The sequence below is a fragment of the Mycolicibacillus koreensis genome (assembly GCF_002104795.1).
GTDB lineage: Bacteria > Actinomycetota > Actinomycetes > Mycobacteriales > Mycobacteriaceae > Mycobacterium > Mycobacterium koreense.
Genome location: NZ_NCXO01000006.1, coordinates 34,710 through 59,101 on the forward strand (window position 1 = coordinate 34,710; position 24,392 = coordinate 59,101).

The 24,392-nt window shown below is 71.1% G+C and carries 21 protein-coding genes; 9 read left to right on the plus strand and 12 right to left on the minus strand.

Annotation, left to right across the window (positions count from 1 at the left end; translation table 11 throughout):
- Positions 1-56: 56 nt before the first annotated feature.
- Genes B8W67_RS04210 through B8W67_RS04240 form a run of 7 tightly spaced genes read right to left on the minus strand, consistent with a single transcriptional unit; the run spans position 57 to position 7,698 of the window.
- Positions 57-947, minus strand: coding sequence for a 3-methyladenine DNA glycosylase (locus tag B8W67_RS04210; RefSeq protein WP_085302392.1), 891 nt, complete (start codon positions 945-947; stop codon positions 57-59).
- Between the two features lie 19 nt (positions 948-966).
- Positions 967-2,016, minus strand: a complete 1,050-nt coding sequence (locus tag B8W67_RS04215) for a hemolysin family protein (RefSeq protein ID WP_069390951.1) — start codon at positions 2,014-2,016, stop codon at positions 967-969.
- Positions 2,017-3,360 carry a hemolysin family protein gene (locus B8W67_RS04220; RefSeq protein WP_069390950.1) on the minus strand — a complete coding sequence of 448 codons (1,344 nt, stop codon included), beginning with the start codon at positions 3,358-3,360 and terminating at the stop codon, positions 2,017-2,019. It abuts the gene before it with no gap.
- Positions 3,361-3,370: 10 nt separating this feature from the next.
- Positions 3,371-4,807, minus strand: coding sequence for a GuaB1 family IMP dehydrogenase-related protein (locus B8W67_RS04225; protein ID WP_085302394.1), 1,437 nt, complete (start codon positions 4,805-4,807; stop codon positions 3,371-3,373).
- 20 nt (positions 4,808-4,827) lie between these two features.
- Positions 4,828-6,276, minus strand: coding sequence for an NADP-dependent phosphogluconate dehydrogenase (gene gndA / locus B8W67_RS04230; RefSeq protein ID WP_085302396.1), 1,449 nt, complete (start codon positions 6,274-6,276; stop codon positions 4,828-4,830).
- 55 nt (positions 6,277-6,331) lie between these two features.
- Positions 6,332-7,267, minus strand: a complete 936-nt coding sequence (locus B8W67_RS04235) for a M56 family metallopeptidase (RefSeq protein ID WP_085302397.1) — start codon at positions 7,265-7,267, stop codon at positions 6,332-6,334.
- Between the two features lie 14 nt (positions 7,268-7,281).
- On the minus strand, positions 7,282-7,698 hold the full coding sequence (locus B8W67_RS04240; protein WP_069390946.1) for a BlaI/MecI/CopY family transcriptional regulator: 417 nt from the start codon (positions 7,696-7,698) through the stop codon (positions 7,282-7,284).
- Positions 7,699-7,961: 263 nt separating this feature from the next.
- On the opposite strand from B8W67_RS04240, the gene B8W67_RS04245 reads away from it, so the two are divergent.
- Positions 7,962-8,405 (plus strand): PaaI family thioesterase, encoded by a 444-nt coding sequence (locus B8W67_RS04245; protein ID WP_234806654.1) that lies wholly within the window; start codon positions 7,962-7,964, stop codon positions 8,403-8,405.
- An 11-nt stretch (positions 8,406-8,416) separates the two neighbouring features.
- On the opposite strand, the gene B8W67_RS04250 is transcribed toward B8W67_RS04245, so the two are convergent.
- A complete protein-coding gene (locus tag B8W67_RS04250; RefSeq protein ID WP_085302400.1) occupies positions 8,417-9,802 on the minus strand; it encodes a type II NADH:quinone oxidoreductase Ndh in 1,386 nt (461 codons plus the stop codon).
- A 114-nt stretch (positions 9,803-9,916) separates the two neighbouring features.
- Positions 9,917-10,588: an SDR family oxidoreductase gene (locus B8W67_RS04255; protein WP_069391040.1), complete on the minus strand. Its 672-nt coding sequence runs from the start codon at positions 10,586-10,588 to the stop codon at positions 9,917-9,919.
- A gap of 198 nt (positions 10,589-10,786) precedes the next feature.
- On the opposite strand from B8W67_RS04255, the gene modA reads away from it, so the two are divergent.
- The 6 genes from modA (at position 10,787) to B8W67_RS04285 (ending at position 15,853) form a co-directional block, all read left to right on the plus strand.
- Positions 10,787-11,536 carry a molybdate ABC transporter substrate-binding protein gene (modA, locus tag B8W67_RS04260; protein ID WP_197747598.1) on the plus strand — a complete coding sequence of 250 codons (750 nt, stop codon included), beginning with the start codon at positions 10,787-10,789 and terminating at the stop codon, positions 11,534-11,536.
- Positions 11,537-11,558: 22 nt separating this feature from the next.
- Positions 11,559-12,347, plus strand: a complete 789-nt coding sequence (locus tag B8W67_RS04265) for an ABC transporter permease (RefSeq protein WP_197747581.1) — start codon at positions 11,559-11,561, stop codon at positions 12,345-12,347.
- Between the two features lie 19 nt (positions 12,348-12,366).
- Complete coding sequence (locus B8W67_RS04270) at positions 12,367-13,458, plus strand: sulfate/molybdate ABC transporter ATP-binding protein (protein WP_085302455.1); 1,092 nt, start codon at positions 12,367-12,369, stop codon at positions 13,456-13,458.
- A gap of 66 nt (positions 13,459-13,524) precedes the next feature.
- Entirely contained in the window at positions 13,525-14,436 is a 912-nt protein-coding gene (locus tag B8W67_RS04275; protein ID WP_085302404.1) for an APA family fibronectin-binding glycoprotein, read from the plus strand.
- Positions 14,437-14,477: 41 nt separating this feature from the next.
- Positions 14,478-14,783 carry a GlsB/YeaQ/YmgE family stress response membrane protein gene (locus B8W67_RS04280; protein ID WP_069390941.1) on the plus strand — a complete coding sequence of 102 codons (306 nt, stop codon included), beginning with the start codon at positions 14,478-14,480 and terminating at the stop codon, positions 14,781-14,783.
- A gap of 68 nt (positions 14,784-14,851) precedes the next feature.
- Entirely contained in the window at positions 14,852-15,853 is a 1,002-nt protein-coding gene (locus B8W67_RS04285; RefSeq protein WP_085302406.1) for a zinc-binding alcohol dehydrogenase family protein, read from the plus strand.
- Positions 15,854-15,863: 10 nt separating this feature from the next.
- Here B8W67_RS04285 and B8W67_RS04290 read toward each other — a convergent pair whose 3' ends face one another.
- Positions 15,864-16,631, minus strand: coding sequence for a CPBP family intramembrane glutamic endopeptidase (locus tag B8W67_RS04290; RefSeq protein WP_069390939.1), 768 nt, complete (start codon positions 16,629-16,631; stop codon positions 15,864-15,866).
- A gap of 59 nt (positions 16,632-16,690) precedes the next feature.
- Positions 16,691-19,093, minus strand: coding sequence for a phosphoketolase family protein (locus B8W67_RS04295; RefSeq protein ID WP_085302408.1), 2,403 nt, complete (start codon positions 19,091-19,093; stop codon positions 16,691-16,693).
- Between the two features lie 62 nt (positions 19,094-19,155).
- On the opposite strand from B8W67_RS04295, the gene B8W67_RS04300 reads away from it, so the two are divergent.
- Both B8W67_RS04300 and B8W67_RS04305 read left to right on the plus strand, forming a co-directional pair.
- Positions 19,156-21,579: a CaiB/BaiF CoA-transferase family protein gene (locus B8W67_RS04300; RefSeq protein WP_085302457.1), complete on the plus strand. Its 2,424-nt coding sequence runs from the start codon at positions 19,156-19,158 to the stop codon at positions 21,577-21,579.
- The gene (locus B8W67_RS04305; RefSeq protein ID WP_069390937.1) at positions 21,579-23,051 is read left to right on the plus strand and encodes an acetyl-CoA acetyltransferase; all 1,473 of its coding nucleotides are present in this window, start codon (positions 21,579-21,581) and stop codon (positions 23,049-23,051) included. Before B8W67_RS04300 ends, B8W67_RS04305 begins: the two co-directional genes overlap by 1 nt.
- Here B8W67_RS04305 and B8W67_RS04310 read toward each other — a convergent pair.
- Positions 23,048-24,280, minus strand: a complete 1,233-nt coding sequence (locus B8W67_RS04310; RefSeq protein WP_085302410.1) for an NAD(P)/FAD-dependent oxidoreductase — start codon at positions 24,278-24,280, stop codon at positions 23,048-23,050. The genes B8W67_RS04305 and B8W67_RS04310 overlap by 4 nt on opposite strands.
- Positions 24,281-24,392 lie beyond the last annotated feature (112 nt).

A 24,392-nucleotide genomic window follows, 5' to 3' on the forward strand; every position in this document is an offset into this window, starting at 1 on the left:
CTTACCGTTCAGTACGCGGCCGTCCGGCAACCGGCAACCGGCGGGCCGTGATCGGATCAGCGGATCGTTTCCAGCAGCTCGCGGCAGTGCCCCAGCACCCGGGCGCGCAGCGGGGCGGCCTGCTCGGCGATCGCGGTCTGGGCCCGCACGTACTGCGCACGCCCCGCCGGGGTCTCGATCGGCACCGCCGAGTAGCCGTAGGCGCTCAGGTCATAGGGACTGGCCCGCATGTCCAGGACACGGGCGGTGCGGGCCAGCAGGAAGCACTCGGCGGTCAGCTCCCCGGGGATCAGCGGCTCCAGCTGATAGCAGTACCGGTACAGATCCATAGCGGCATGCAGGCAACCGGGCTGCTCATGGGCAATCTGGCTGTCGCGGCGCAACGGCGCGGCGTTGCGGGGGCGTGCCGCGGGAGTGAAGAACCGGAACGCGTCGTAGTGGGTGCAGCGCAGCTCCGACGCCTCGACGACGGCGTCGGTGCCGGCGCGGCCCAGCCGCAGCGGCACCTGCGGATGCTGGCGGGCGGTGGCGCGGTAGACCATCGCCCACTCGTGCAGCCCGAAACACGACAGCCGCGGGGGACGCCCGGCGGTGGCCGCCAGCAGCCGGGCAAGGTGGGCGATGGTGTCGCGGCGACGCCGCGCGAAGGCGGGGTCGACGCCGGCTCCGGCGGGCGTGCGCCGGTAGCCGCGCAAACGCGCGTAGCCGTCCAGCGCACGGCGGGCCGGTGCGTTGGCGTCGGCCGCGCCGAGCTGCACCCCGTGACCGGGGTGCCAGCGCAGCAACCGGCCCGGCCGCAGCCGGTAGTAGGTGAACAAAAAGTCGATCACCGGATCGTGCCGCCCGCCGGCGCGGCCGGTCAGATAGTCGCCGAGCACTGCCAGCAGCCGGGCCCGGTGGGCGTGTTGGCGTTCGCGCCAGTCCGCGACGGCGAGCACCGTGTCCATGGCGTAATCCCGTCCCCGGTCAGATCCGGTGGGTACCGTCGCGGACCGTGCCGACCAGGTCCTCCACCAGGTCCTCCAAAGTCACCATCGCGACCACCGCGCCGTCGGCGGCGGTCGCCAGCGCCAAATGGCTGTTGGTGCGGCGCAGCCGGGAGAGCGCCTCGGCCAGCGGCAGCGACGCCGGCACCCGGGGCAGCGGACGCACCGCGACGCGGTCGAGCACCGCGGCGGGGTCATCGCCGAGCCCGAGCACGTCTTTGATGTGCACGTACCCGATGAACGTCCCGGCCGGATCGACCACCGGGAACCGGGAGAACCCGGTGGCGGCGAGCGCCTCCTCCACCGCCCCGACCGTCGGGCCGGCGCCGGGGGAGGCGTTCACCGTGCGGATCGCCCGCCGTGGCACCGCGATGTCGGCCACCACCCGCGAACGGATCGCCAACGCGCGGGTCAGCCGGGTGTGTTCTTCGGGGTCGAGCAGGCCCTCGGAGACCGATTCGGCGATCATCTCGGAGAGTTCGACGGTGGACACCGCGATATCGAGTTCGTCGCGCGGTTCGATCCGCAGCGCCCGCAGCGTGATGTTGGCGCACCAGTTGTAGAACGCGATGAGCGGGCGCACCGCACGCACGTACACCAGGTAGCTGGGGATCAGCAGCATCGCGGCGGTCTCCGGTCCGGCGATCGCGATGTTCTTGGGCACCATCTCGCCGAGCAGCACGTGCAGGGTGACCACGATCGCCAGGGCCACCACGAACGCCACCGTGTGCAGCAGCGGATCGGGCACCCCGACCAGGGCGAACGGGTCGTCGAGCAGGTCGGCGACGGCCGGTTCGGCGACCCGGCCCAACAGGATCGAGCAGACGGTGACGCCCAACTGGGCGCCGGCGAGCATCAGCGAGAGTTGTTCGCCGGCGCCGATGACGGTGCGCGCGCTTTTCTTGCCCTGCTCGGCGAGGGCCTCCAGCCGGTCGCGGCGGGCGGAGATCAGCGAGAACTCCGCGCCGACGAAGAACGCATTGGCGCCCAGCAGCGCCACGGTGAGCACCACCGCCGCCACGCTGACCATCTAGCGCGCCCCCCGGTCGACGGTGAGCTCGAGGACGTCGATGCGCCGGCCGTCCATGCGCACCACCCGCGCCCGCCAACGCGGCGGCGGCTCGAGGCCGGCCTCCGGCTCGACCAGCGGCAACTCGACGACCTCGCCGCCGTCGGGGATGCGGCCCAGTTGGCGCAGCACCAGCCCGCCGATGGTGTCGTAGTCGCCGTCGGGGCCGCAGTAGCCGGTGGTGGCGGCGACCTCGTCGATGCGCAGCAGCCCGGAGACCTGCCACCCGGCGCCGACGGCCACCACGTCGGGGGCGGCGTCGTCGTGCTCGTCGCGCACGTCGCCGACGATCTCTTCGATCAGGTCCTCGACGGTGACCATCCCGGCGGTGCCGCCGTACTCGTCGACGACCAGCGCGGTCTGCAACCCGTTGGCCCGGATCTGGCTCATCACCGCGTCCCCGTCGAGAGTGGAGGGCACCACCGCCACCGACTGGGCGATGGTCTCCAGCCGGGTGCCGGCCCGCTGCGCCGGCGGAACCTCGAAAATCTGTTTGACATGCACGATGCCGATGGTTTCGTCGAGGTCGCCGCGGATGATCGGGAACCGTGAGATCCCGGTCTCGGTGGCGGTGGCGGCCAGGTCGGCGACGGTGTCGTCGGCCTGCAGCGCCACCACCTTCGAGCGCGGTGTCATCAGCTCCTCGGCGGTGAGCGTGCCGAACGTCAGCGACCGGCCCACCAGCGCGGCGGTGGGGGCATCCAGCGAACCGCTGCGCGCCGACGTGCGCACCAGCGCGACCAGCTCCCGCGGGGAGCGCGCCGAGCGCAGTTCCTCGGCCGGTTCGATGCCCAGCCAGCGCAGGATCGCGTTGGCGGCCCCGTTGGTCAACCGGATCGCCACCGCGAACACCGCGGAGAACAGCAGCTGCGGCCCGGCGGTAGCCCGTGCGCATGGCAGCGGCCGCGCCACGGCGAGGTTCTTGGGCACCAGTTCACCGAAGACCATCGACAGCGACGTCGCGATCAGCAGCGCCGCCCCCAGCGCGATACCGCCGATGGCGCCGTCGGGCACGCCGAGGGCGCCCAGCACCGGCCGGATCCAGCGGGCCAGCAGTGGTTCGGCCAGATACCCGGTGGCCAAGGTGGTGATCGAGATACCCAATTGGGCCCCGGAGAGCTGGAACGACAGGGTGTGGTGGGCACGCTGGACGTACAGGTCGCGCCGGTCGCCGCTGCGCGCGTTGGCCTCCACCGCGCTGCGCTCCAGGGTGGTCAACGCGAACTCGGCGGCGACGAACAGCGCCGTGCCGGCGGTGAGCACCAGGAAACCGAGCAGCGAGGCCGTGGTCACCACGACGTTCATCTTCGCCCCATCACCACCCCTGGGGCAGCGGATGCCCCTCGAGGAACCCGGCGGCGGACTGCACCCCGAGCAGCACCCGCTCATGCAGCTGCGCGAGGGTCGCCGCCCCCACATAGGTGCAGGTGCTGCGCACCCCGGCGGTGATGTGGTCGAGCAGGTCCTCCACACCGCCGCGGTCGGGGTCCAGGCTCATCCGCGACGTCGAGATGCCTTCCTCGAACAGCGTTTTGCGGGCCCGGTCGAAGGCATGGTCCCCGGCGGTGCGGGCCACCACCGCCCGCTTGGAGGCCATCCCGTAGCTCTCCTTGTAGGGCTGTGCGTCGCGGTCGTACATCAGGTCGCCGGGGGATTCGTAGGTGCCGGCGAACCAAGATCCGATCATCACGTTGGAGGCGCCGGCGGCCAGCGCCAACGCGACGTCGCGGGGCCGGCGCACCCCGCCGTCGGCCCAGACGTGCCGGCCGAGGTCGCGGGCCGCGGCCGCGCACTCGACGATCGCGGAGAACTGCGGCCGGCCCACCCCGGTCATCATCCGGGTGGTGCACATCGCGCCGGGTCCGACCCCGACCTTGACGATGTCGGCGCCGGCGGCGATCAGATCGCGGGTGCCCTCGGCGGACACCACGTTGCCGGCGGCCAACGGCACCCCCAAATCGAGGGCGGCCACCCGCGCGATCGCCTCCAGTGCCTTCTCCTGGTGGCCGTGGGCGGTGTCGATGACCAGCAGGTCGACCCCGCTGTCCACCAGCGCCTGTGCGCGGGCGTCGACGTCGGCGTTGATCCCGATCGCCGCGGCGACCCGCAGTCGGCCGGCCGCGTCGGTGGCCGGGGTGTAGATGCCGGCGCGCAGCGCGCCGAGCCGGGTCAGCACCCCGGCGAGCCGCCCGTCGGGGCCGGTCAGCACGGCGAGGTCGAGCGGGGCGTGCTCGAGCAGGTCGAACACCGCGCGCGGCGCGGTGCCCGCCGGTGCGGTGACCATGTCGGTGCGCAGCACGTCGCGAACCCGGGCGAACCGGTCGACCCCCGCACAGCATGCCTCGGTGACCACCCCGACGGGACGCTCACCGTCGATGACGACCGCCGCCCCGTGGGCGCGTTTGTGCAAAAGCCCGAACGCGGCGGTCACCGAGTCGTCGGGGTCGAGCACCACCGGGGTGTCGGCCACCAGGTCACGGTCTTTGACGAATCCGACGGTGTGTTGCACCGCCGGCAGCGGCAGATCCTGCGGCAGCACCACCAGCCCGCCACGGCGCGCCACCGTCTCGGCCATACGCCGACCCGCGACCGCGGTCATGTTGGCGACCACCACCGGGATCGTGGTGCCCGACCCGTCGACGGTGGCCAGGTCGACGTCGAACCGGGAGGCCACCTGCGAGCGTCCGGGGACGATGAACACGTCGTCGTAGGTCAGGTCGTATCCGGGCCGGTGCCCGTCGAGGAACCTCATCGCTCGCCGATCACCTACCGCTACACCGGTTCTTCGCTGCGGTCACCACTCCACCGCGTGTGGAATTTGCCCGGTTTGTCGATGCGCCCGTAGGTGTGTGCACCGAAGTAGTCACGTTGGGCCTGGGTCAGCGCGGCGGGCAGTCGTTCGGTGCGCAATCCGTCGTAATAGGCCAGCGCCGAAGCGAATCCGGGCACCGGGATACCCAGGCTGGTGGCGGTGACCACCACCCGGCGCCAGCTGTCGATCGCCGCGGTGACCGCCGCACGGAAGTACGGCGCGGCCAGCAGGCTCACCAGGTCCGGGTCGGCGTCGAAGGCGTCCTTGATGCGGTTGAGGAAGGTGGCGCGGATGATGCAACCGCCGCGCCAGATGGTGGCCAGGTCACCGGGGGTGAGATTCCAGCCGTATTCGGCGCTGCCGGCCTGGATCTGGTTGAAACCCTGCGCGTAGGCGACGATCTTCGATGCGTACAGCGCTTGGCGCACGTCCTCGGTGAACGCGGCGGCATCGGTGGGGGCCGCCCCCAGCGTCCCGGTGCTCAGCGCGGCGCCCGCCCGTCGCTGCGGCGTGGCACCGGAGAGCGCCCGGGCGAACACCGCCTCGGCGATCCCGGTCACCGGAACCCCGAGATCGAGGGCGGATTTGACCGTCCAGCGTCCGGTGCCTTTCTGCTCGGCGGCATCGACGATGATGTCCACCAACGGTTTCTGAGTTTCGGTGTCGACCTGGCGTAGCACCTCGGCGGTGATCTCCACCAGGTAGGAGTCCAATTCCCCGGTGTTCCACTCGGCGAACACGTCGGCGATCGCACCGGCCTGCAGGCCCAGGGCGTCGCGCAGCAGTTGATAGGCCTCACCGATGAGCTGCATGTCGGCGTATTCGATCCCGTTGTGCACCATCTTGACGAAATGCCCGGAGCCGTCCGGGCCGATGTGCGTGCAGCACGGCACCCCGTCGACATGGGCGGAGATCTCCTCCAACAGCGGCCCCAGCGAGGCATACGATTCGGCCGGCCCGCCCGGCATGATCGACGGCCCGTTCAGTGCGCCCTCCTCACCGCCGGAGATGCCGGCGCCGACGAAGTGCAGGCCGCGGGCGGCCAGAGCCTTCTCCCGGCGGATGGTGTCGGTGTAGAGGGCGTTGCCGCCGTCGATGATGATGTCGCCGGGCTCCATCGCGTCGGCGAGCTCATCGATGACCGCGTCGGTGGGCGCTCCGGCCTTGACCATGATCAGCACGCGACGCGGCCGCTGCAGCGCGGCCAGGAACCCGGTGATCGTCTCGGTGCGCACGAACGTGCCCTCGTCACCGTGATCGGCCAGCAGCGCATCGGTTTTGGCCACGGTCCGGTTGTGCAGCGCCACCGTGTAGCCGTGTCGGGCGAAGTTGCGGGCGATGTTGGAGCCCATCACCGCCAGACCGGTCACCCCGATGTGGGCTTGTCCGTCGGACTCCGCTGCGGTCATGGGTTCGCCTCCCGGTCGTGAACTCGGCTGTGCTGGTGCGGTGACTCGGCGGCTGTCACGGCAACAGCAGCCGTTGCAGCTCGACCAGCCACGGTACCGCCAGCGCGACAGTGGGAATGCCCACGATCCCCACGGCGGCGATGTAGGCGGCCGCGGCGAAAGCGCGGCTGTTGGGTCGCCCGGCCAGCCGACGCACGCGCAGCACCGTGTCGGTGTCTCCGGCACCGAGGGCACCGGCGGGCACCGGCCCGGCCGCACAGGCGACCAGCGCACGACCCAGCGGCGCCGGGCCGGTGCGCCGCAACGCGGCGTCGTCGGCGAGCACCTCGATGAGGAGCCGCACCGCGCCCAGCGCGTTGGCGCTGCGCACGACCCGCGGGAACGCGGTGTGCACGGCGGTGAACGCCTCGAGCACCAGGTCGTGGCGGGCGCGCAGGTGGGCGCGCTCATGGCTGAGGATGGCCGCCAACTCGGGGGTGGCGAGGTCGGTCAACGCGCCCTCGCTGAGCACGACGCGGCTGTGCCGGCCGGGCAGGCAGTAGGCCAGCGGGGCGTGAACGTCGAGCACCCGCAGCGGCGGATGGCCCGGCGGGGCGGGGGAGTTGGTGCCCAGCAGGTCCACCAGCATCCGGTGGCGGGCGCGGCGACGGCGGGTGCTGATCATCACCTGCAGCACCGCCAGCAGGAAGCGCACCCCGATGAGCACGGTCACCGTCAGCACACCGACGTAGAGCAGCCACAGCGGCCAGCCGAGCCGGCCGATATCACCGGCGATTGTCGAGGTGGGCCGCCCGTCGGGCCCGGGCATCAGCAGCCTGCTGGCCGTCGCGATGCCGGCGCTGAAGGCCGACAACACCGCGGCCAGGGCGACCGCCTGCCACAGCACCAAGGCGGCCCGGGGGGCGCGCAGCGGCCATCGGGCCCGGGCCAACAGCGCCGGCACCGGTGCGACGAGCAGCAACGCGAGGAGGGTGAAAGCCAGCGCGGACACGCTGTCAGTCTCTCTCAGGCGACCGGCGGCACGCCACCTGGGCCACCGGCCCGGCCGGCGGCCTCCAGCTCCGCGAGCGCGCGCCGCAGCGCGTCGGCGTCGTCGGCGCCGACACGTTCGACGAAGTGCACCAGCGCGGCGCGCCGGGCGCCGCCATCGGCCACCTGGTCCAGCGCGTCGACCATCAGCCCGGCGACCAGTTCGTCACGGCTGCGCACCGGGGTGTAGCGGTGGGCGCGGTCATCGCGCAACTGCGCCACCAGACCCTTTTTGGCCAGCCGCTGCAGCACGGTCATCACCGTGGTGTAGGCCAGGTCACGCTCGGTGACCAGCACCTCGTGGACCTGGCGGACGGTCTGCGGCTCGGAGGCAGCCCACAGCTGGTTCATCACCGCGCGTTCCAGGTCGCCCAGTCGCGTCAGGTTGGCCATAGGTGTTTCATCTCCTCGCACTGACTTTGCAGCTTACCCCCGTCCACTACACGGCGTCGTACCCGCCGGGGCGAGATACCCCTTGCGCGGTTAGGGCAGCCTTGCCTATGCTATCGGAGTCGAGTGTTGCACGGCCGTGCCGGTGTCCTGAGGGCTGCAGCGACCCCCGGCCCGCTCGACGGGCGAGCCCCGTGCGCAGTGCGCCGGGGCTCGCCCGCACTCGACACCCGCGCGCGCCACGGCGATGGTGTAGACACAACACTGTGCACGACGACGCGTCCACACCCGGGCACTCGGTCATCCCGCCGGGCTTTTCCGCAGCGTTCGACGCCGAAATCGGTTTGGTCTACACCGAATTAGGCCCTGACGGCGCCCGCGCCCAGTTGACCGTCCACGACAAGCTGCTCCAGCCGATGGGGCTGGTCCACGGCGGCGTCTACTGCTCCATGATCGAGAGCATGGCCAGCACGGCGGCGTTCTCCTGGCTGGCCGACCACGGCGGCGGCTCGGTCGTCGGGGTCAACAACAACACCGATTTCTTGCGCTCGGCACGCTCCGGCACCCTCTACGGCCACGCCACTCCGCTGCACCGGGGCCGCCGTCAGCAACTCTGGGTGGTCGCCATCATCGATGATCCCGCCCGGCCCGACCGGCTGATCGCCCGCGGGCAGGTGCGCCTGCAGAATCTGCCCGGGGATCCGGCCTAAAGCGGGCCGGATCAGTTGGCGATGCGGTGCACTTCGGCGCGCTGCGCCTCGGTGGCGTAGACCTCCAGCTGTTCCAGCCGCGTCCGACCGAACGCCTGCTGGTCGGTGATGGTCAGCTGGCTGCGGGCGTCGGACAGGAACGTCATCGCCCACGACAGCAGCGTGCTCATCTTGCTCTTGAACCCGACCAGGTAGATCAGGTGCAGCATCAGCCAGGCCAGCCAGGCCAAGAATCCGCTCATCTCCAACGGGCCGATCTTGGCGACCGCGGAGAACTTCGACACCGTCGCCATCGACCCCTTGTCGAGGTATTGGAACGGCTCCCGCAGCGCCGGATCGGCGCCGCGCAGCTCACTTTTGATCAGGTTCGCGGCGTATTTGCCACCCTGGATCGCACCCTGGGCGACCCCGGGGACACCGTCGACGGCGGCCATGTCGCCGACGACGAACACGTTCGGGTCTCCGGGGATCGACAGGTCGGGCAGCACCTTGACCCGTCCGGCCCGGTCGAGTTCGGTCGCGGACTGGTCGGCGAGGTCATGGCCGAGCGGACTGGCCGACACCCCGGCCGACCACACCTTGCAGGTGGATTCGATGCGCCGGATGCTGCCGTCGGCGTCCTTGACGGTCAGCCCGTTGCGGTCGACGTCGGTGACCATGGCGCCGAGTTGGATCTCCACGCCCATCTTCTCCAGCCGGGCGGCGGCCTTGCGGCCCAGCTTCTCGCCCATCGGCGGCAGCACCGCCGGCGCCGCGTCGAGCAGGATCACCCGCGCCTTGGTGGGGTCGATGTGGCGGAACGTGCCGCGCAGCGTGCGGTCGGCCATTTCGGCGATCTGCCCGGCCATCTCCACTCCGGTCGGCCCGGCGCCGATCACGGTGAACGTCAACAGCTTCTCCCGGCGCGCCGGGTCCCGGGACCGCTCGGCACGCTCGAAGGCGCTCAGGATGCGCCCACGAAGCTCCAGCGCGTCGTCGATCGATTTCATCCCGGGCGCCCATTCGGCGAACTGGTCGTTGCCGAAGTAGGACTGGCCGGCGCCGGCGGCGATGATCAGGCTGTCATACGGCGTCTCGTAGGTGTGTCCGAGCAGTTCGGAGACCACCAGCTTGTTGGCGAGGTCGATGTGGGTGACGTCGCCGAGCAGCACCTGCACGTTGCGCTGTTTGCGCAGGATCACCCGGGTCGCCGGGGCGATCTCACCTTCGGAGATGATCCCGGTGGCCACCTGGTAGAGCAGCGGCTGGAACAGGTGATGGGTGGTGCGGGCGATGAGTTTGATGTCGACGTCGGCCCGTTTGAGTTTCTTGACCGCGTTGAGCCCACCGAATCCGGAGCCGATGACCACGACTTGGTGGCGACGACGGGGGGCGGCAGTGTCAGGTTGCGCGCTCACGGTCAGATTGCTCCTTGTGGGGCGGCTGCGTTTCCCCTTTTACCGTAGTCGGCACGCCCCGGCGACGCTCGCCCGGGCGTTGTGGCATCGGCCACCGCGGCCCAGGCCGAACGCTCAGCCGAACTGGGCCAGCGCGCCGTGGCTGACGTGCAGAGTCTGCCCGGTGATGTGCCGGGCGGCCGGGGTCGTCAAAAACACCGTCAACCGGGCGATCTCCTCGGCGACCGACGGGGGAGTGCGGGTCAGCCCGTCGTAACCGGGCTTGAAGCTTTCCCCGCAGGCGACGACGTTGACGGTGATCCCGCGGGTGCCGAACACGGTGGCCTGCCCGGCCGTCCAATTGCCCAGCGCCGCCTTCATCGCCGCCTCGACACCGCCGTCGGAGGCCGCATCGCCGATCACGTTGATGATCGACCCGCCGGAGCGCAGATGGTCACCGATGGTCTGCACGGTCAGCACCGCCGACAGCACCGTGGCGTCCAGCGTGCTGCGCCAGGCATCGGCGACCTCGGCGACGGTGAAGGTGCGCGGGTCGCCCTGGTCGGCGCGTGGCGCCGGCACGTTGACGATCGTGTCCAGGTGGTGCGGGAATAGGGTGCGCGCCTCGGCCAAGCTGGCCGCATCGGTGTTGTCGCAGGCGATGGCGTCGACGTCGAGCCGCTGAGCGATCTCCTGCAGCTGCTCACGGCGGGCACCGGTGAGCGTGACGTGATGGCCGGCGGTACAGAACGCCTCGGCCACCGCGTGACCCAGTTCCGTATCACCGCCGGTGACCAGGACCTCCATCGCCATGACCTCCTTGTGTTGGCGTCGACCCGCAGCTCAGGTTACTGGACGGTAGCTAACGTGTGCACCATGGCCGCCGCGACACCAGCCACGATCGGGCCACGATCCGGCCTACCGACGGTTATCGGACCCGGGTTGCGCCGACCCGCCGCAACCGGGATCGCATGGCCTGGCTAGGATTTCCCCATGAATCTCCCCGTGCGTCGACTCGTTGTGCTGGCTGCCGGTGCCTCACTTGCCGCGGCGACCCTGACCGGTTGCGGCGGCTTCGAGCACCAGGTCTCCTCGATCACCGTGTTCGCGGCCGCGTCGCTGAAACCGGCGTTCACCGAGATCGCCGAACAGTTCCAGACCGACAACCCCGGGGTCAGCGTCGAGTTCAACTTCGCCGGGTCCTCGGAGTTGGCCACTCAGTTGATCGAGGGCGCCGACGCCGACGTGTTCGCCTCGGCCGACACCGCCCAGATGGACAAGGTCGACCAGGTGGGCCTGCTCGACGGGCCCCGCACCGACTTCGCCTCCAACACCCTGGTCATCGTCACCGCACCGGACAACGCCAAGAAGATCGGCTCGTTCGCCGATTTGGCCCGGCCCGAACTGAACGTGGTGACCTGCCAGACCCCGGTGCCGTGCGGGGCGGCCACCCAGAAGGTCGAGGATGCCACGAACGTGCACCTCGACCCGGTCAGCGAGGAGCCGAACGTCACCGACGTGCTCAACAAGGTCACCAGCGGGCAAGCCGATGCCGGGGTGGTCTACGTCACCGACGCGCTCAACGCCGGCGACGCGGTGGCCACGGTGAAGTTCCCGGAGGCGGCCGATGCGGTCAACGTCTATCCGATCGGCCTGCTGCGCCAGGCCCCGGAGGCCGCGGAGAACTTCGTGTTCATGGTGACCGGCGAGTTCGGCGAGAAGGTCCTCGACAAGTACGGCTTCGCCAAGCCTTGATCGCCGCGGCGGTGCGAGGCCGGTGAGCCACCCCGCCGGGCTGCCCCGCTGGGTGTATCTGCCGGCGGCGGTCGGTGCCGCGTTCGTGGTGCTGCCGCTGCTGGCGATCGCGGTGCGGGTCGACTGGCCACACTTCACGGCGTTGCTCACCAGCGACTCGTCGCGGGCGGCGCTGGCGCTGAGCCTGAAGACCGCCACCGCCAGCACTGCGCTGTGTGTGCTGCTGGGCGTGCCGATGGCGCTGGTGTTGGCGCGCAGTCACGCCCGCATGGTGCGGTTGCTGCGCCCGCTCATCCTGCTGCCGCTGGTGCTGCCCCCGGTGGTGGGCGGGATCGCGCTGCTCTACGCGTTCGGCCGGCTCGGCCTGGTGGGCCGTTACGCCAGCGCCGCCGGGATCGACATCGCGTTCTCCACCACCGCGGTGGTGCTGGCCCAGACGTTCGTGTCGCTGCCGTTTCTGGTCATCGCGCTCGAAGGCGCGGCCCGCACCGCCGGGGGTGACTACGAGCTGGTGGCCGCGACGCTGGGGGCCCGACCGACCACGGTGTGGTGGCGGGTGACGCTGCCGCTGCTGGTGCCGGGTTTGACCTCGGGGGCGGTGCTGGCGTTCGCCCGGTCGCTGGGGGAGTTCGGGGCGACACTGACGTTCGCCGGCTCCCGCCAGGGGGTCACCCGCACGCTGCCGCTGGAGATCTATCTGCAACGGGTCACCGACGCCGACGCGGCGGTGGCCCTGTCGGTGCTGCTGGTGGCGGTCGCGGCGGTGGTGGTCGTCGGGGTGGGCTCACGCCGCCTGACCGGAGTGGGCTGAATCGGCTATGGGATCGGAGATGGGCGGTCTGGAATTGCGCGCGGCGGTCGCCGAGCGGGGCCTCGATGTTCACCTGTCGGTGCCGCCGGGTGAGGTGCTCGCGGTCATCGGGCCCAACGGGGCCGGCAAGTCCACCACGTTGCACGTCATCGCCGGTCTGGTGCGCCCGGACAGCGGGCTGGTGCGCCTCGGCGACCGGGTGCTGACCGACACCGCCGCCGGGATCGAGGTGGCCACCCACGATCGTCGGGTGGGGTTGTTGCTGCAGGACCCGTTGTTGTTCCCGCATCTGAGCGTGGCCGCCAACGTGGCGTTCGGGCCGCGCTGCCGCCACGGCGCCGCCGGTGCCGGCGCCACGGCACGACGCTGGTTACGTGAGGTCGACGCCGAGGCGCTGGCCGACCGCCGGCCCCACCAGCTCTCCGGCGGGCAGGCCCAGCGGGTGGCGATCGCGCGCGCGTTGGCCGCCGAACCGGAGGTGCTGTTGCTCGACGAACCGCTGGCCGGGTTGGATATCGCCGCGGCTGCGGCGATCCGCACCGTGTTGCGTTCCGCGGTGACGCGCAGCCGTCACGCCACCGTGTTGATCACGCACGATCTGCTCGACGTGGTGACGATGGCCGATCGGGTGCTGGTGATCGAGGACGGCCGGATCACCGAATCGGGGCCGGTGGCCACGGTGCTGGCCGCCCCGCGCAGCCGGTTCGCCGCCCGGCTGGCCGGGGTGAACCTGGTGGCGGGGGTGCTCGAGTCCGCGGGGGTGCTGCGCGACGCCGGCGGGACGCGCTGGCAGGGCCATGCGGTCGGCGAGCTGACCGCGGGGGCACCGGCGGTAGCGGTGTTCGCCCCGTCGGCGGTGTCGGTGTGGCGCGACGCCCCGCACGGCAGCCCCCGCAACACGGTGGCGGTGACGGTCGCGGAGTTGGATTCCCGCGACTCGCGGGTGCGGGTGCGCGCCGAGGAGCAGCCCGGCGGGGCGGCGGGGCTGACCGCCGAGGTCACTGCCGAGGCGGCGGCGCAGTTGCGGCTGACCGCCGGAGACCGGATCTGGCTGTCGGTAAAAGCCCAGGAGGTGACGCTGCATCCGGCGGCCGGGCGCCACACCGGGTAAATCGGAAACCCCGTTGTCCGCATTTCGCACTTGCGTCACGGCGGTAACACGGTAGATTTCTGCGCCATGGAGCAGGTGGATCCGAATACGCATCGCAAGTCACTGTGGGCGACCCTGGCCGTAGCCGCGGTCACCGGTGTCAGTGCCGTCACGATCGTGCTGCCGACCGGATCGGCGTACGCCGATCCGCCCCCGCCGCCACCACCGGCTCCGGCCCCGGTCGACCCGAACGCGCCCGCGCCGCCACCGGCCGACCCCAACGCCCCGCAGCCGGCCCGCATCGACAATGCCCCGGGTGGGTTCAGTTTCGTGCTGCCCGGCGGCTGGGTGGAGTCCGATCCCGGCCAGTTGAACTACGGTTCGGCGCTGCTGAGCAAGGAGATCAGCCCCGGACCGCCCGGGCAGCCCCCCGTGGTGGCCAACGACACCCGGATTCTGCTGGGCCGGCTCGACCAGAAGCTCTACGCGGCGTCGGAGGCCGACAACGGCAAGGCGGCCACCAAGTTGGCATCCGACATGGGTGAGTTCTTCATGCCGTATCCGGGGACCCGGGTCAACTCCGAAACCGGTGAGCTCACCGCCGGCGACTTGAGCGGCAACTCGTCGTTTTACGAGGTGAAGTTCACCGACGAATCCAAACCGAATGGCCAGATCTGGTCCGGTGTGGTCGGTTCGGCCACCGACGACCCGAACACCGGCCGTTGGTTCGTGGTGTGGCTCGGCACCGCCAACGACCCGATCGACAAAGCCGCGGCAACCGCATTGGCGGAGTCGATCCAGCCCTACACCGCGCCGCCGGCGCCCGAAGCCCCGGCTCCGGGCGTTCCGGGCGCACCGCCGGCTCCGGGTGCGCCACCGGCACCGCCTGCTCCGGGTGCCCCGCCGGCACCACCGGCCCCTCCGGCTCCCCAAGCTCCGGCACCGGCCCCTCCGGCTGAGCCGGCCCCCGCGGCCCCGGCACCGGCTCAGCCCGCCTAGCGGCTGGCGCCCGGTGCGGGCCCCGACGAAAGGAATCGCCGATGAACGTTCTCGCGGCAACTGAGTTCCTCGCCGAACGCTCCACCACGCTGACCAGCGTCGGATGGATCGGCTACATCATCATCGGGGCGCTGGCGGGCTGGATCGCCGGCAAGATCGTCAAGGGCGGCGGCTCCGGGATCCTCGTCAACATCGTCATCGGGATCTGCGGGGCGCTGCTCGGCGGGTTCCTGCTCAGCTTCTTCCTCGACACCGCTGGCGGCGGGTGGTGGTTCACCCTGTTCACCGCCATCCTCGGATCGGTGGTGCTGCTGTGGCTGCTCGGGTTGGTGCAGAAGAGGCGCTGATCCCGGCGGCTGCATCGGCCCGCTGACGGCAGAATAGGCCTGTGGGCAGCGGAGACGCGGCGCCGACGATGAGCGCGTGGCAGGTGGGCCGGCCGGGACCGGTCGCCACCACCGCGCCGCTGCATCGGCGGCGCGTCCCGGTGCCCCGGCCCGCGGCCGACGAGCTGCTGGTGGCGGTCCACGCCTGTGGGGTCTGCCGTACCGATCTGCATGTGGTGGAGGGCGACCTTCCGGTCCACCGGGACGCGGTGATCCCCGGCCACGAGGTGGTCGGCGAGGTCGTCGAGGTCGGTGCCGATGCCGGCGGGTTCGCCGCCGGCGACCGGGTGGGGGTGGCGTGGCTACGCCACACCTGCGGAGGATGCCGGTACTGCCGACGCGGCGCGGAGAACCTCTGCCCGGCATCGCGCTACACCGGCTGGGACGCCGACGGCGGGTATGCCGAATTCACCACCGTGCCCGCCGCCTTCGCCCATCATCTGCCCACCGGCTACGCCGACGCGGAGCTGGCGCCGCTGCTGTGCGCCGGGATCATCGGCTACCGCGCCCTGCTGCGGGCCGACCTGCCCGCCGGCGGACGGCTCGGCCTCTACGGGTTCGGCGGCAGCGCCCACATCACCGCCCAGGTGGCCCTGGCCCAGGGCGCCGAGGTGCACGTCATGACCCGCGGCGCGGCGGCACGGGAGCTGGCGCTGCACCTCGGGGCCGCCTCCGCGCAGGGCGCCGACGAACCGCCCCCGGTGGCGCTGGATGCGGCGATCCTGTTCGCCCCGGTCGGTCATCTGGTGCCACCGGCGTTGGCGGCGCTGGATCGGGGCGGCAGGTTGGCGATCGCCGGGATCCACCTCAGCGACATCCCGCCGCTGAACTATCAGCGCCACCTGTTCTACGAACGCGAGATCCGGTCGGTGACGTCCAACACCCGCGCCGACGCCCGCGACTTTCTGGATTTCGCCGCCCACCACCGCATCGCGGTGACCACGCCGGAGTATCCGTTGGCGCACGCCGACCGGGCGTTGCGCGACCTGGCCGCCGGCCGGATCGCCGGGGCGGCGGTGCTGCAGCTGTGACGGGGCCGGCTCAGGTCGACAGGTGCCACACCAGGGCGGCGGCCAACGCCCCCATCCCGTTGAGCGACCAGTGCAGCGCGATCGGGGCGATCAGGCTGCCGCTGCGGCGCCGCAGCCAGGTGAACACGAAGCCGGCCGCCCCGGTGGCCAGCACCGCGAGCACCACCCCGGCGAGCATGCCGAGCACCCCACCACCGAACAGCCGGGTGAACCCGACGTTGCTGCTGGTCAAGCCCAACGAGGTGGCGATGTGCCACAGCCCGAACAACAGCGAGCCGGCGGCGGCGACACCCCGGAAGCCCCAGGCGCGGTCCAACGCCCCGTGCAACACTCCCCGAAACGCCAGTTCCTCGGGGATCACGGTCTGCAGCGGGATGATGATCATCGAGGCGACCAGCGCCCCGGAGACGGTGGCGTAGTGGTTGTTCATGAACATCGTGCGGGTCCACGGCAGCGCCGCGCCGATCACGATCACCGATAGCACGATCAGCACCGCCGCCAGCGCGTAGCCGGCGCCGGAGCGCCAGTGTTCGCGGCCCAGCCCGAGTTCGGTCCAGCCCAGCCCCCGCGCCCGGATCAACAGCACCAGCCCGACCGCAGCGAGCGGAACGGTGGCGACCCCGGCCCAGGTGGTGGTGAAATGCGCGATCAGGTTGGTCAACGCCAACACCACCACCACGACGGCGATATCGACGTACACCCAGATCTGGTTCAGCGCGCTGAGCTGCGCGAACAACGGATTGGGGGCGGCCGCCACCCCGGCGTCGTGTTCGGGCATCGGGTCAGTCTACCGGCGCTGCGCACCGCCCGGCGAGACGAAATCGGTCACAGCGCCGCTCACCGTGGTGGCGCCGGCCAGCGCCAATCGGCGATTCGGGGGTCGTCCTCGCCGTGCTCGCGGGTGTAGCGCCGCGCCGCCAGGCGCGCGTCGGCCATCCGTTGGCGCAGCACCGCCGCGCGCGTCCCCAGGGTGGCCACCCGGTCGATGACGTCGCTGACCAGGCGGAAACGGTCCAGGTCGTTGAGCATCACCATGTCGAACGGGGTGGTGGTGGTGCCGCGGTCTTTGAATCCGCGCACATGGAACTCGTCGTGGTTGGTGCGCCGGTAGGTCAGGCGGTGGATCAGCCACGGGTAGCCGTGGTAGGCGAAGATCACCGGCTTGTCGGTGGTGAACAGGGTGTCGAATTCGGCGTCGGTCAGGCCGTGGGGGTGCTCGGAGTCGGGCAGCAGACGCATCAGGTCGACCACGTTGACCACCCGCACCGCCAGCTGCGGCAGTTCCCGGCGCAGGATGTCGGCGGCGGCGAGGGTCTCCAGGGTGGGCACGTCACCGGCGCAGGCCAACACCACGTCGGGCTCCCCGGTGGTGGTGCTCGCCCACTCCCAGACACCGAGCCCGCGGGTGCAGTGCGCGATCGCGCTGTCGATGTCGAGGTAGGACAGCGCCGGTTGCTTGCCGGCGACGATGACGTTGACGTAGTCGCGGCTACGCAGGCAGTGGTCGGCGACCGAGAGCAGCGTGTTGGCGTCCGGTGGCAGGTACACCCGCACCACCTCGGGGCGTTTGTTGGCAACCAGGTCGATGAAGCCCGGATCCTGATGGGAGGCGCCGTTGTGGTCCTGGCGCCACACATGGGAGGTCAGCAGATAGTTCAGCGACGCGATCGGGGCGCGCCACGGCAGTTCCCGGCTCACCGTCAGCCACTTGGCGTGCTGGCTGAACATCGAGTCGACGATGTGCACGAACGCCTCGTAGCAGCTGAACAGTCCATGGCGTCCGGTCAGCAGATAGCCTTCCAGCCAGCCCTGGCACAGATGTTCGGAGAGCACCTCCATCACCCGGCCGTCGGGGGAGAGGTGCTCGTCGGTGGGGCGGGTCGCCGACAGCCACACCTTGTCGCTGGCCGCATAGACCGCGTCGAGACGGTTCGACGCGGTCTCGTCGGGACCCATCAGCCGGAACCGGTCGGGGTTGGCGGCCATCACGTCGCGCAGGAAGGTGCCCAACACCCGGGTGGCCTCGTGGATGGCGGTGGCCGGGGCGTCGACCGCCACGGCGTGGTCACGGAAGTCGGGCAGGGCCAACGCCCGCAGCAGCAGGCCGCCGTTGGCGTGCGGGTTGGCGCTCATCCGCCGCGTCCCGGTCGGGGCGACCGCGCGTACCTGCGGGCGGGGTGCGCCCTGCTCGTCGAACAGTTCCTCGGGTCGGTAGCTGCGCAGCCACTGCTCGAGTTGGGCGCGGTGGTCGGGGTTGTCGCGGGTCGCCGCCAGCGGCACCTGGTGGGAGCGCCAGGTGTCTTCCACCGGCAGCCCGTCGACGGTGCGCGGACCGGTCCAGCCCTTGGGGGTGCGCAGCACGATCATCGGCCAGCGCGGGCGCTCGACGGTCCCGTCGCCGTCACGGGCCGCCGCCTGGATCGCGGCGATCCGGTCGAAGGCGCTGTCGAACGCGGCGGCCAACGCCTGGTGCACGGTCGCCGGGTCGGCGCCGGCGACAGTGATCGGGGCGTAGCCGTAGCCGGTGAGCAGCGCGTCGAGTTCCTCGGCGGGGATGCGCGCCAACACCGTCGGGTTGGCGATCTTGTAGCCGTTGAGATGCAGGATCGGCAGCACCGCGCCGTCGCGCGCCGGGTTGAGGAACTTGTTGGAGTGCCACCCGGCGGCCAACGGTCCGGTCTCGGCTTCACCGTCACCGATGACGCAGGCCACCACCAGATCCGGATTGTCGAAGGCCGCCCCGTGGGCGTGCACCAGCGAATACCCCAGTTCGCCGCCCTCGTGGATCGAGCCCGGCGTCTCCGCGGCGGTGTGACTGGGGATGCCGCCGGGAAAGGAGAACTGCCGGAACAGCCGGCGCATCCCGTCACAGTCCTGGCCGATCCCGGTGTAGATCTCGCTGTAGGTGCCCTCCAGGTAGGCGTTGGCCACCAGCGCCGGTCCACCGTGGCCGGGGCCGGTCACGTAGATGAGGTTGGCGTCGCGCTCACCGATGATGCGGTTCAGGTGCGCGTAGATCAGGTTGAGACCCGGGGTGGTGCCCCAGTGCCCGAGCAGCCGGGGTTTGATGTGGGCCGGCTCCAGCGGGGTGCGCAGCAGTGGATTGTCCAGCAGGTAGATCTGGCCGACCGCCAGGTAGTTGGCGGCACGCCAGTAGGCGTGCAGGTGGTCCAGTTCCTCGGCCGATAGCGGCCCGGGCGGTGACCCGGTCTCGGGGTTCACGGCGCTCACCTCTTTCATTGTCGGCGTCGGGGGTGCCCCTGTCACCTATGCCCACCGGAGCGGTTGCCTACGCTGACACGATGTTGCTCGATGCGATGCGGGTGCTCGAAGTGGCCGAGGGGCGGGAAAGCACCGCGGTGGCCCGCCTGTTCGCCGATCTCGGCGCCGACGTGCTCAAGGTGGAACCGCCCGGCGGCAGCGTCGACCGCGCCGAGTGTCCCCGCGTGGCCGGGGTGAGCATCCCGTTCGCGGTGCACAACGCCAACAAGCGCAGCCTCACCCTGGATCCGCGCGACCCCGCGGACCGACGCCGGTTCGCCGAGTACGCCGGCACCGCCGACATCCTCGTCGACAGCGGGGTGCCGGGCCGCGCCGCGGCCTACGGGGCGTCGGCCGCCGAACTCGCCCGGCGCCACCGGCATCTGGTGGCGGTGACGTTGAGCCCGTTCGGTGCGACCGGACCGCGCGCCGAGTGGCAGGCGACCGACGCGGTGTTCTACGCGCTGTCCGGGGCGTTGTCGCGTTCGGGGCCGACCACCGGCACCCCGGTGCTGCCGCCGGTGGGGATCGCCTCGGCGACCGCTGCCGTGCAGGCGTGTTGGGCGACCCTGGTCGCCTACTACCACCGCCTGCACACCGGGGTCGGCGATTTCGTCGACTTCTCCCGCTTCGACGCGGTGGCGACCGGCCTGGATCCGGTGTTCGGCACCCACGGCCAGACCGCGGCCGCCCAACGCGGCCCGCAGCGGTGGCGGGGGCGGCCGAAAAACCAAGACGCCTACCCGATCTTCGCGTGCGCCGACGGCCACGTGCGGATCTGTGTGATGTCGCCGCGGCAATGGCACGGCCTGCGCGCCTGGCTGGGCGAACCTGCTGAGTTCCAAAGCCCCGAGTTCGACCGGATCGGCGCCCGGTTCGCTGCCTGGCCGCAGATCGCGGTGCTTGTCGCCGATTTGTTCGCCGCGCACACCATGGCCGAACTGGTGGCCACCGGCCAGGATCACCGGGTGCCGATCGCCGCGGTGCTCTCACCCGCGCAGGTGCTCACCGCCGAGCATTTCACCACGATCGGCGCGATCGGCGACACCGAACTCACACCGGGCCTGCACGTCCCGGCGCCGGTCGGTTACTTTCGTGTCGACGGGGATCGCGCCGGTTGGCGCACCCCGGCGACGGAGCCGGCCGCGACCGGGATCGACTGGGCAGCAGCGGCTCTCGATGCAACACCGGCAAGCCCTGCCGACCCCACCGGCTATCCGTTCGCCGGGTTGCGCGTCATCGACCTGGGCATCATCGTGGCCGGCGGGGAGACCAGCCGGCTCTTCGCCGACCTGGGGGCGCACGTCATCAAGGTGGAGAGCCGCGATCACCCCGACGGCCTGCGCCAGACCCGCCCCGGCCAGCCCATGAGCGAATCGTTCGCATGGGCCCACCGCAACAGCCTCGGGCTGGGCCTGGATCTGCGCAGCGTCGACGGCGCGGCGCTGTTCGCCCGGCTGGTCGCCGACGCCGACGTGCTGCTGGCCAACTTCAAGCCTGGCACCCTGGCCGGGTTGGGCTTCGACGCGAACCGGCTGCGCTCGCTCAACCCGCGCCTGGTCGTCGCCGAGAGCAGCGCATTCGGCGACACCGGTCCGTGGAGCGCCCGGATGGGCTACGGCCCGCTGGTACGCGCCACCACCGGGGTCACCCAGTTGTGGACCGCGCCGGACCGCTCCGCCCCGGCCGACCGGCACCCGTTCTACGACGCGACGACGATCTTCCCCGACCATGTGGCCGGCCGGGTCACCGCGATCGGTGCGCTGGCCGCGTTGATCGACCGCCACCACGGCGGCGGCGGGCACCGCGTGCACGTCGCGCAGACCGAGGTCGCGATCAACCAGCTGGCCACCCACTATGTGGCTGCCGGTGCCGGCGCGGCCGTCGGGGCGGCCCTGGAGCCGGCCACCGGCATCGACGCGGTCTGCCCGGCCGCCGGTGACGACGAGTGGTGCGTGATCTCGGTGCGCTGCGACGCCGACTGGCGGCGTCTGGCCGCGCTGATCGGTCGGCCGGAACTGGCCGACGACCCGCGGTTCTGCGGTGTGGCCCGGTTGTCACACCGCGAGGAGCTCACCGCCGCCCTGGTGGAGTGGACGCGCAGCCGCGACCCGTTGACGGTGGCCACCACGCTGCAGGAGGCCGGGGTCCCCGCCGCCCCGATGAACCGGCCCCCCGACATCGCCGAGGATCCCCAGCTGCGCCACCGCCGGCTGTTCGCCGCGATGACCCATCCGCTCTTCGCGCAGCCGCTGCCGGCGGAGACCGGGCCGGCGCCGTTTCACCACATCCCGCCGGCGCCGCACCGGCCGGCGCCGCAGCCCGGCCAGGACACCCGCGAGATCTGCACCACGGTGCTCGGACTCACCGACGCCGAGATCGACCGGCTGGTGGCCGACGGGGTGCTGTTCACCGCCGATCCCGTTGAATCCGTTCCCGATTCCCGTTCCTCGGAGGTGAGCTGATGACCGTTGATCCCCGCACACCGGTGTTGGTCGGCTACGGCCAGATCAACCACCACGACACCGACCCGGTCGAGCCGGTGGATCTGATGGTCGCCGCCGCCCGCCGCGCCGGGTCGGCGGCGGTGCTCGAGGCCGTCGACACGATACGGATCGTCAACCTGCTCTCGGCGCAGTACCGCGATCCCGGGCTGCTGCTCGGTCAGCGGCTGGGGCTCGAGGCGGTACGCACCGGCTACACCGGGCTGGGCGGCAACACCCCACAGACGCTGCTCAACCGCACCTGCCACGACATCCAGCACGGCAACGCCGAGGTGGTGCTGCTCGCCGGCGGGGAGACCTGGCGTACCCGTACCCGCTTGCGGGCCGCCGGGGGGAGGCTGACCTGGACCCACCAGGACGACACCGTCGCCGTCGCCGAGTGTTCCGATGAGAACGTGCCGATGGCCGGCCCGGCCGAGGAACGGATCCGGCTCGATCGCCCCGCCTACGTCTACCCGTTGTTCGAGCAGGCGCTGCGCAGCGCCGCCGGCGTCGCGATCGACGAGCACCGCCGCAACCTCGGCGCGCTGTGGGCGCGGTTCTCCGCGGTCGCCGCCGACAACCCGCACGCCTGGATCCGCGAACCGGTTGCCGCAGAGCAGATCTGGCGTCCCGATACCGGCAACCGGATGATCAGCTGGCCCTACACCAAGTTGATGAACTCCAACAACATGGTCGATCAGGCGGCGGCGTTGATCCTCACGTCGGTACAGACCGCCACACGGCTGCGGATCCCCCGAGAGCAGTGGGTTTTCCCCTACACCGGTACCGACGCGCACGACACCTACGCGATCAGTGAACGCGCCGAGCTGCACCGCTCACCGGCGATCCGGATCGGTGCGGCCCGTGCGTTGCAGCTGGCCGGCGTCGGCGTCGATGACGTCGACTACGTCGACCTCTACTCGTGTTTCCCGTCGGCGGTGCAGGTGGCCGCCGCCGAGATCGGGTTGGCGGTCGATGATCCGGCCCGCCCGCTCACCGTCACCGGGGGACTGACGTTCGCCGGCGGGCCGTGGAACAACTACGTCATGCACGCCATCGCGACGATGGCCGAGCGTCTCGTCGCCCATCCGGGTAGCCGTGGGTTGGTCACGGCCAATGGTGGTTACCTGACCAAGCACAGTTTCGGGGTGTACGGCACCGAGCCGCCGCCGTCACGGTTCGTCTGGGAGGACGTGCAACCGGCGGTCGACGCCGAGGAGACCTGCACCGCGGCGGTGCACTGGGAGGGTGCCGGCACCGTCGAGGCGTGGACGGTGCCGTTCGACCGGAACGGCAGCCCGGCCAAGGCGTTCCTGGCGGTGCGCACCCCGGATCGTCGGCGCACGCTGGCCTGGATCAGCGATCCGGCCGCAGCAGCCGAGACGGTCGACACCGATATCGCCGGTGCCGCGGTCACCGTGCACGCCGACGGCACCGCGACCCTCGCCTAACTGCGCAGCGACGCGATCGTGGTGTCCGGGTCGGCGAGCCGGTCGGGGTCGACTGGGGTTTTCGCCCGGATCAAGGCCTTGATGTCGTCGAGCCCCTCCCAGATGTTGACGTTCATCCCGGCGAGGACCCGGTTCTGCGCGTCGAGCCAGAACGCGGTGAACTCGCGGCCGGCGACGTCACCGCGCAACACCACCCGCGCGTACTGCGCAGCGTGCCCGACGTACTCCATGCCGAGGTCGTACTGGTCGGTGAAGAAGTACGGCAGGTTGTCGTATTCGCCGGGGTGGCCGAGCATGCCGGCCGCGGCGACGGCGGGCTGATTCAGCGCAGTCGCCCAGTGTTCGGTGCGGACCCGCGCACCCAGCACCGGAATCTGCGCCGCGGCGATGTCTCCGACGGCGTAGATGTCGGGGTCGCTGCTGCACAGGGCGGCGTCGACGACGACCCCGCCGTCGGCGGTGGCCAGCCCGGCCGCCTCGGCCAGTTCCAGGTTGGGTTGGGCACCGACGGCCACCAGCACCGCATCGGCGCTGATCGTCGTACCGTCGCGCAGTTTCAGACCCGTGGCGGCGCCGTCTGCGGTGGTGATCTCCTCGACGTTGGCGCCCAGACGCAGATCGACGTCGTGGTCGCGGTGCAGTGTCGCGAACACCTCTCCGAGTTCGGGGCCGAGGGCGCGCAGCAGCGGTGCGGCGGCCGCCTCCACGACGTGCACCGTCGCGCCGCGCTGACGCGCCGAGGCGGCCACCTCCAGACCGATCCATCCGGCGCCAATCACCGCCAGGGTGGCCGGCTTGGCCAGCAGGGCGTCGAGCGCTGCGGCGTCGTCGACGGTGCGCAGATAGTGCACGCCGGTGGCGTCGGAGCCGGGGATCGGGGGGCGCCGCGACCGCGATCCGGTCGCCAGCAGCAGCTTGTCGTAGCTGATCGCGGTGCCATCGGCCAGCCGCACCGTGTGCTCCCCGGGATCGAGTGCCTCCGCCCGCACCCCCAGGCGCAGGTCGATGTCGTTGTCGCGGTACCACTCGGCGGGATGGACGGTGAAATCCTCGAGGGACTTGGCGCCGGCCAGGTATTCCTTCGACAGCGGCGGGCGCTCGTAGGGGAGCCGGTCCTCCTCGCCGATCAACACGATCGTGCCGTCGAAACCCTTCTCCCGCAACGCTTCGACAGCTTTCATCCCGGCCAGTCCGGCCCCTACGACGACAAAATTCTGCGACTTGGCCATGACGATGCTCCGTTCGACGGTGTGGACCCACTGTTGCGCGCAACCGATCTCTGGGGGAGTTTGTTCCCAATCACGTCGACATCCGAAACCCGCCCAGTACTCTGATCCGAAC

What these genes read in the sequence shown, in the direction of transcription:
- B8W67_RS04270 (WP_085302455.1), top strand. Translation starts at nt 12,367, where the DNA reads ATGGGCGGTCTGGAATTGCGCGCGGCGGTCGCCGAGCGGGGCCTCGAT.
- B8W67_RS04280 (WP_069390941.1), top strand. Translation starts at nt 14,478, where the DNA reads ATGAACGTTCTCGCGGCAACTGAGTTCCTCGCCGAACGCTCCACCACG.
- gndA (WP_085302396.1), bottom strand. Translation starts at nt 6,276, where the DNA reads ATGACCGCAGCGGAGTCCGACGGACAAGCCCACATCGGGGTGACCGGT.
- B8W67_RS04310 (WP_085302410.1), bottom strand. Translation starts at nt 24,280, where the DNA reads ATGGCCAAGTCGCAGAATTTTGTCGTCGTAGGGGCCGGACTGGCCGGG.
- B8W67_RS04215 (WP_069390951.1), bottom strand. Translation starts at nt 2,016, where the DNA reads ATGGTCAGCGTGGCGGCGGTGGTGCTCACCGTGGCGCTGCTGGGCGCC.
- B8W67_RS04305 (WP_069390937.1), top strand. Translation starts at nt 21,579, where the DNA reads ATGACCGTTGATCCCCGCACACCGGTGTTGGTCGGCTACGGCCAGATC.
- B8W67_RS04290 (WP_069390939.1), bottom strand. Translation starts at nt 16,631, where the DNA reads ATGCCCGAACACGACGCCGGGGTGGCGGCCGCCCCCAATCCGTTGTTC.
- B8W67_RS04220 (WP_069390950.1), bottom strand. Translation starts at nt 3,360, where the DNA reads ATGAACGTCGTGGTGACCACGGCCTCGCTGCTCGGTTTCCTGGTGCTC.
- B8W67_RS04225 (WP_085302394.1), bottom strand. Translation starts at nt 4,807, where the DNA reads ATGAGGTTCCTCGACGGGCACCGGCCCGGATACGACCTGACCTACGAC.
- B8W67_RS04285 (WP_085302406.1), top strand. Translation starts at nt 14,852, where the DNA reads ATGAGCGCGTGGCAGGTGGGCCGGCCGGGACCGGTCGCCACCACCGCG.
- B8W67_RS04240 (WP_069390946.1), bottom strand. Translation starts at nt 7,698, where the DNA reads ATGGCCAACCTGACGCGACTGGGCGACCTGGAACGCGCGGTGATGAAC.
- B8W67_RS04300 (WP_085302457.1), top strand. Translation starts at nt 19,156, where the DNA reads ATGTTGCTCGATGCGATGCGGGTGCTCGAAGTGGCCGAGGGGCGGGAA.
- B8W67_RS04210 (WP_085302392.1), bottom strand. Translation starts at nt 947, where the DNA reads ATGGACACGGTGCTCGCCGTCGCGGACTGGCGCGAACGCCAACACGCC.
- B8W67_RS04255 (WP_069391040.1), bottom strand. Translation starts at nt 10,588, where the DNA reads ATGGAGGTCCTGGTCACCGGCGGTGATACGGAACTGGGTCACGCGGTG.
- B8W67_RS04275 (WP_085302404.1), top strand. Translation starts at nt 13,525, where the DNA reads ATGGAGCAGGTGGATCCGAATACGCATCGCAAGTCACTGTGGGCGACC.
- B8W67_RS04295 (WP_085302408.1), bottom strand. Translation starts at nt 19,093, where the DNA reads ATGAAAGAGGTGAGCGCCGTGAACCCCGAGACCGGGTCACCGCCCGGG.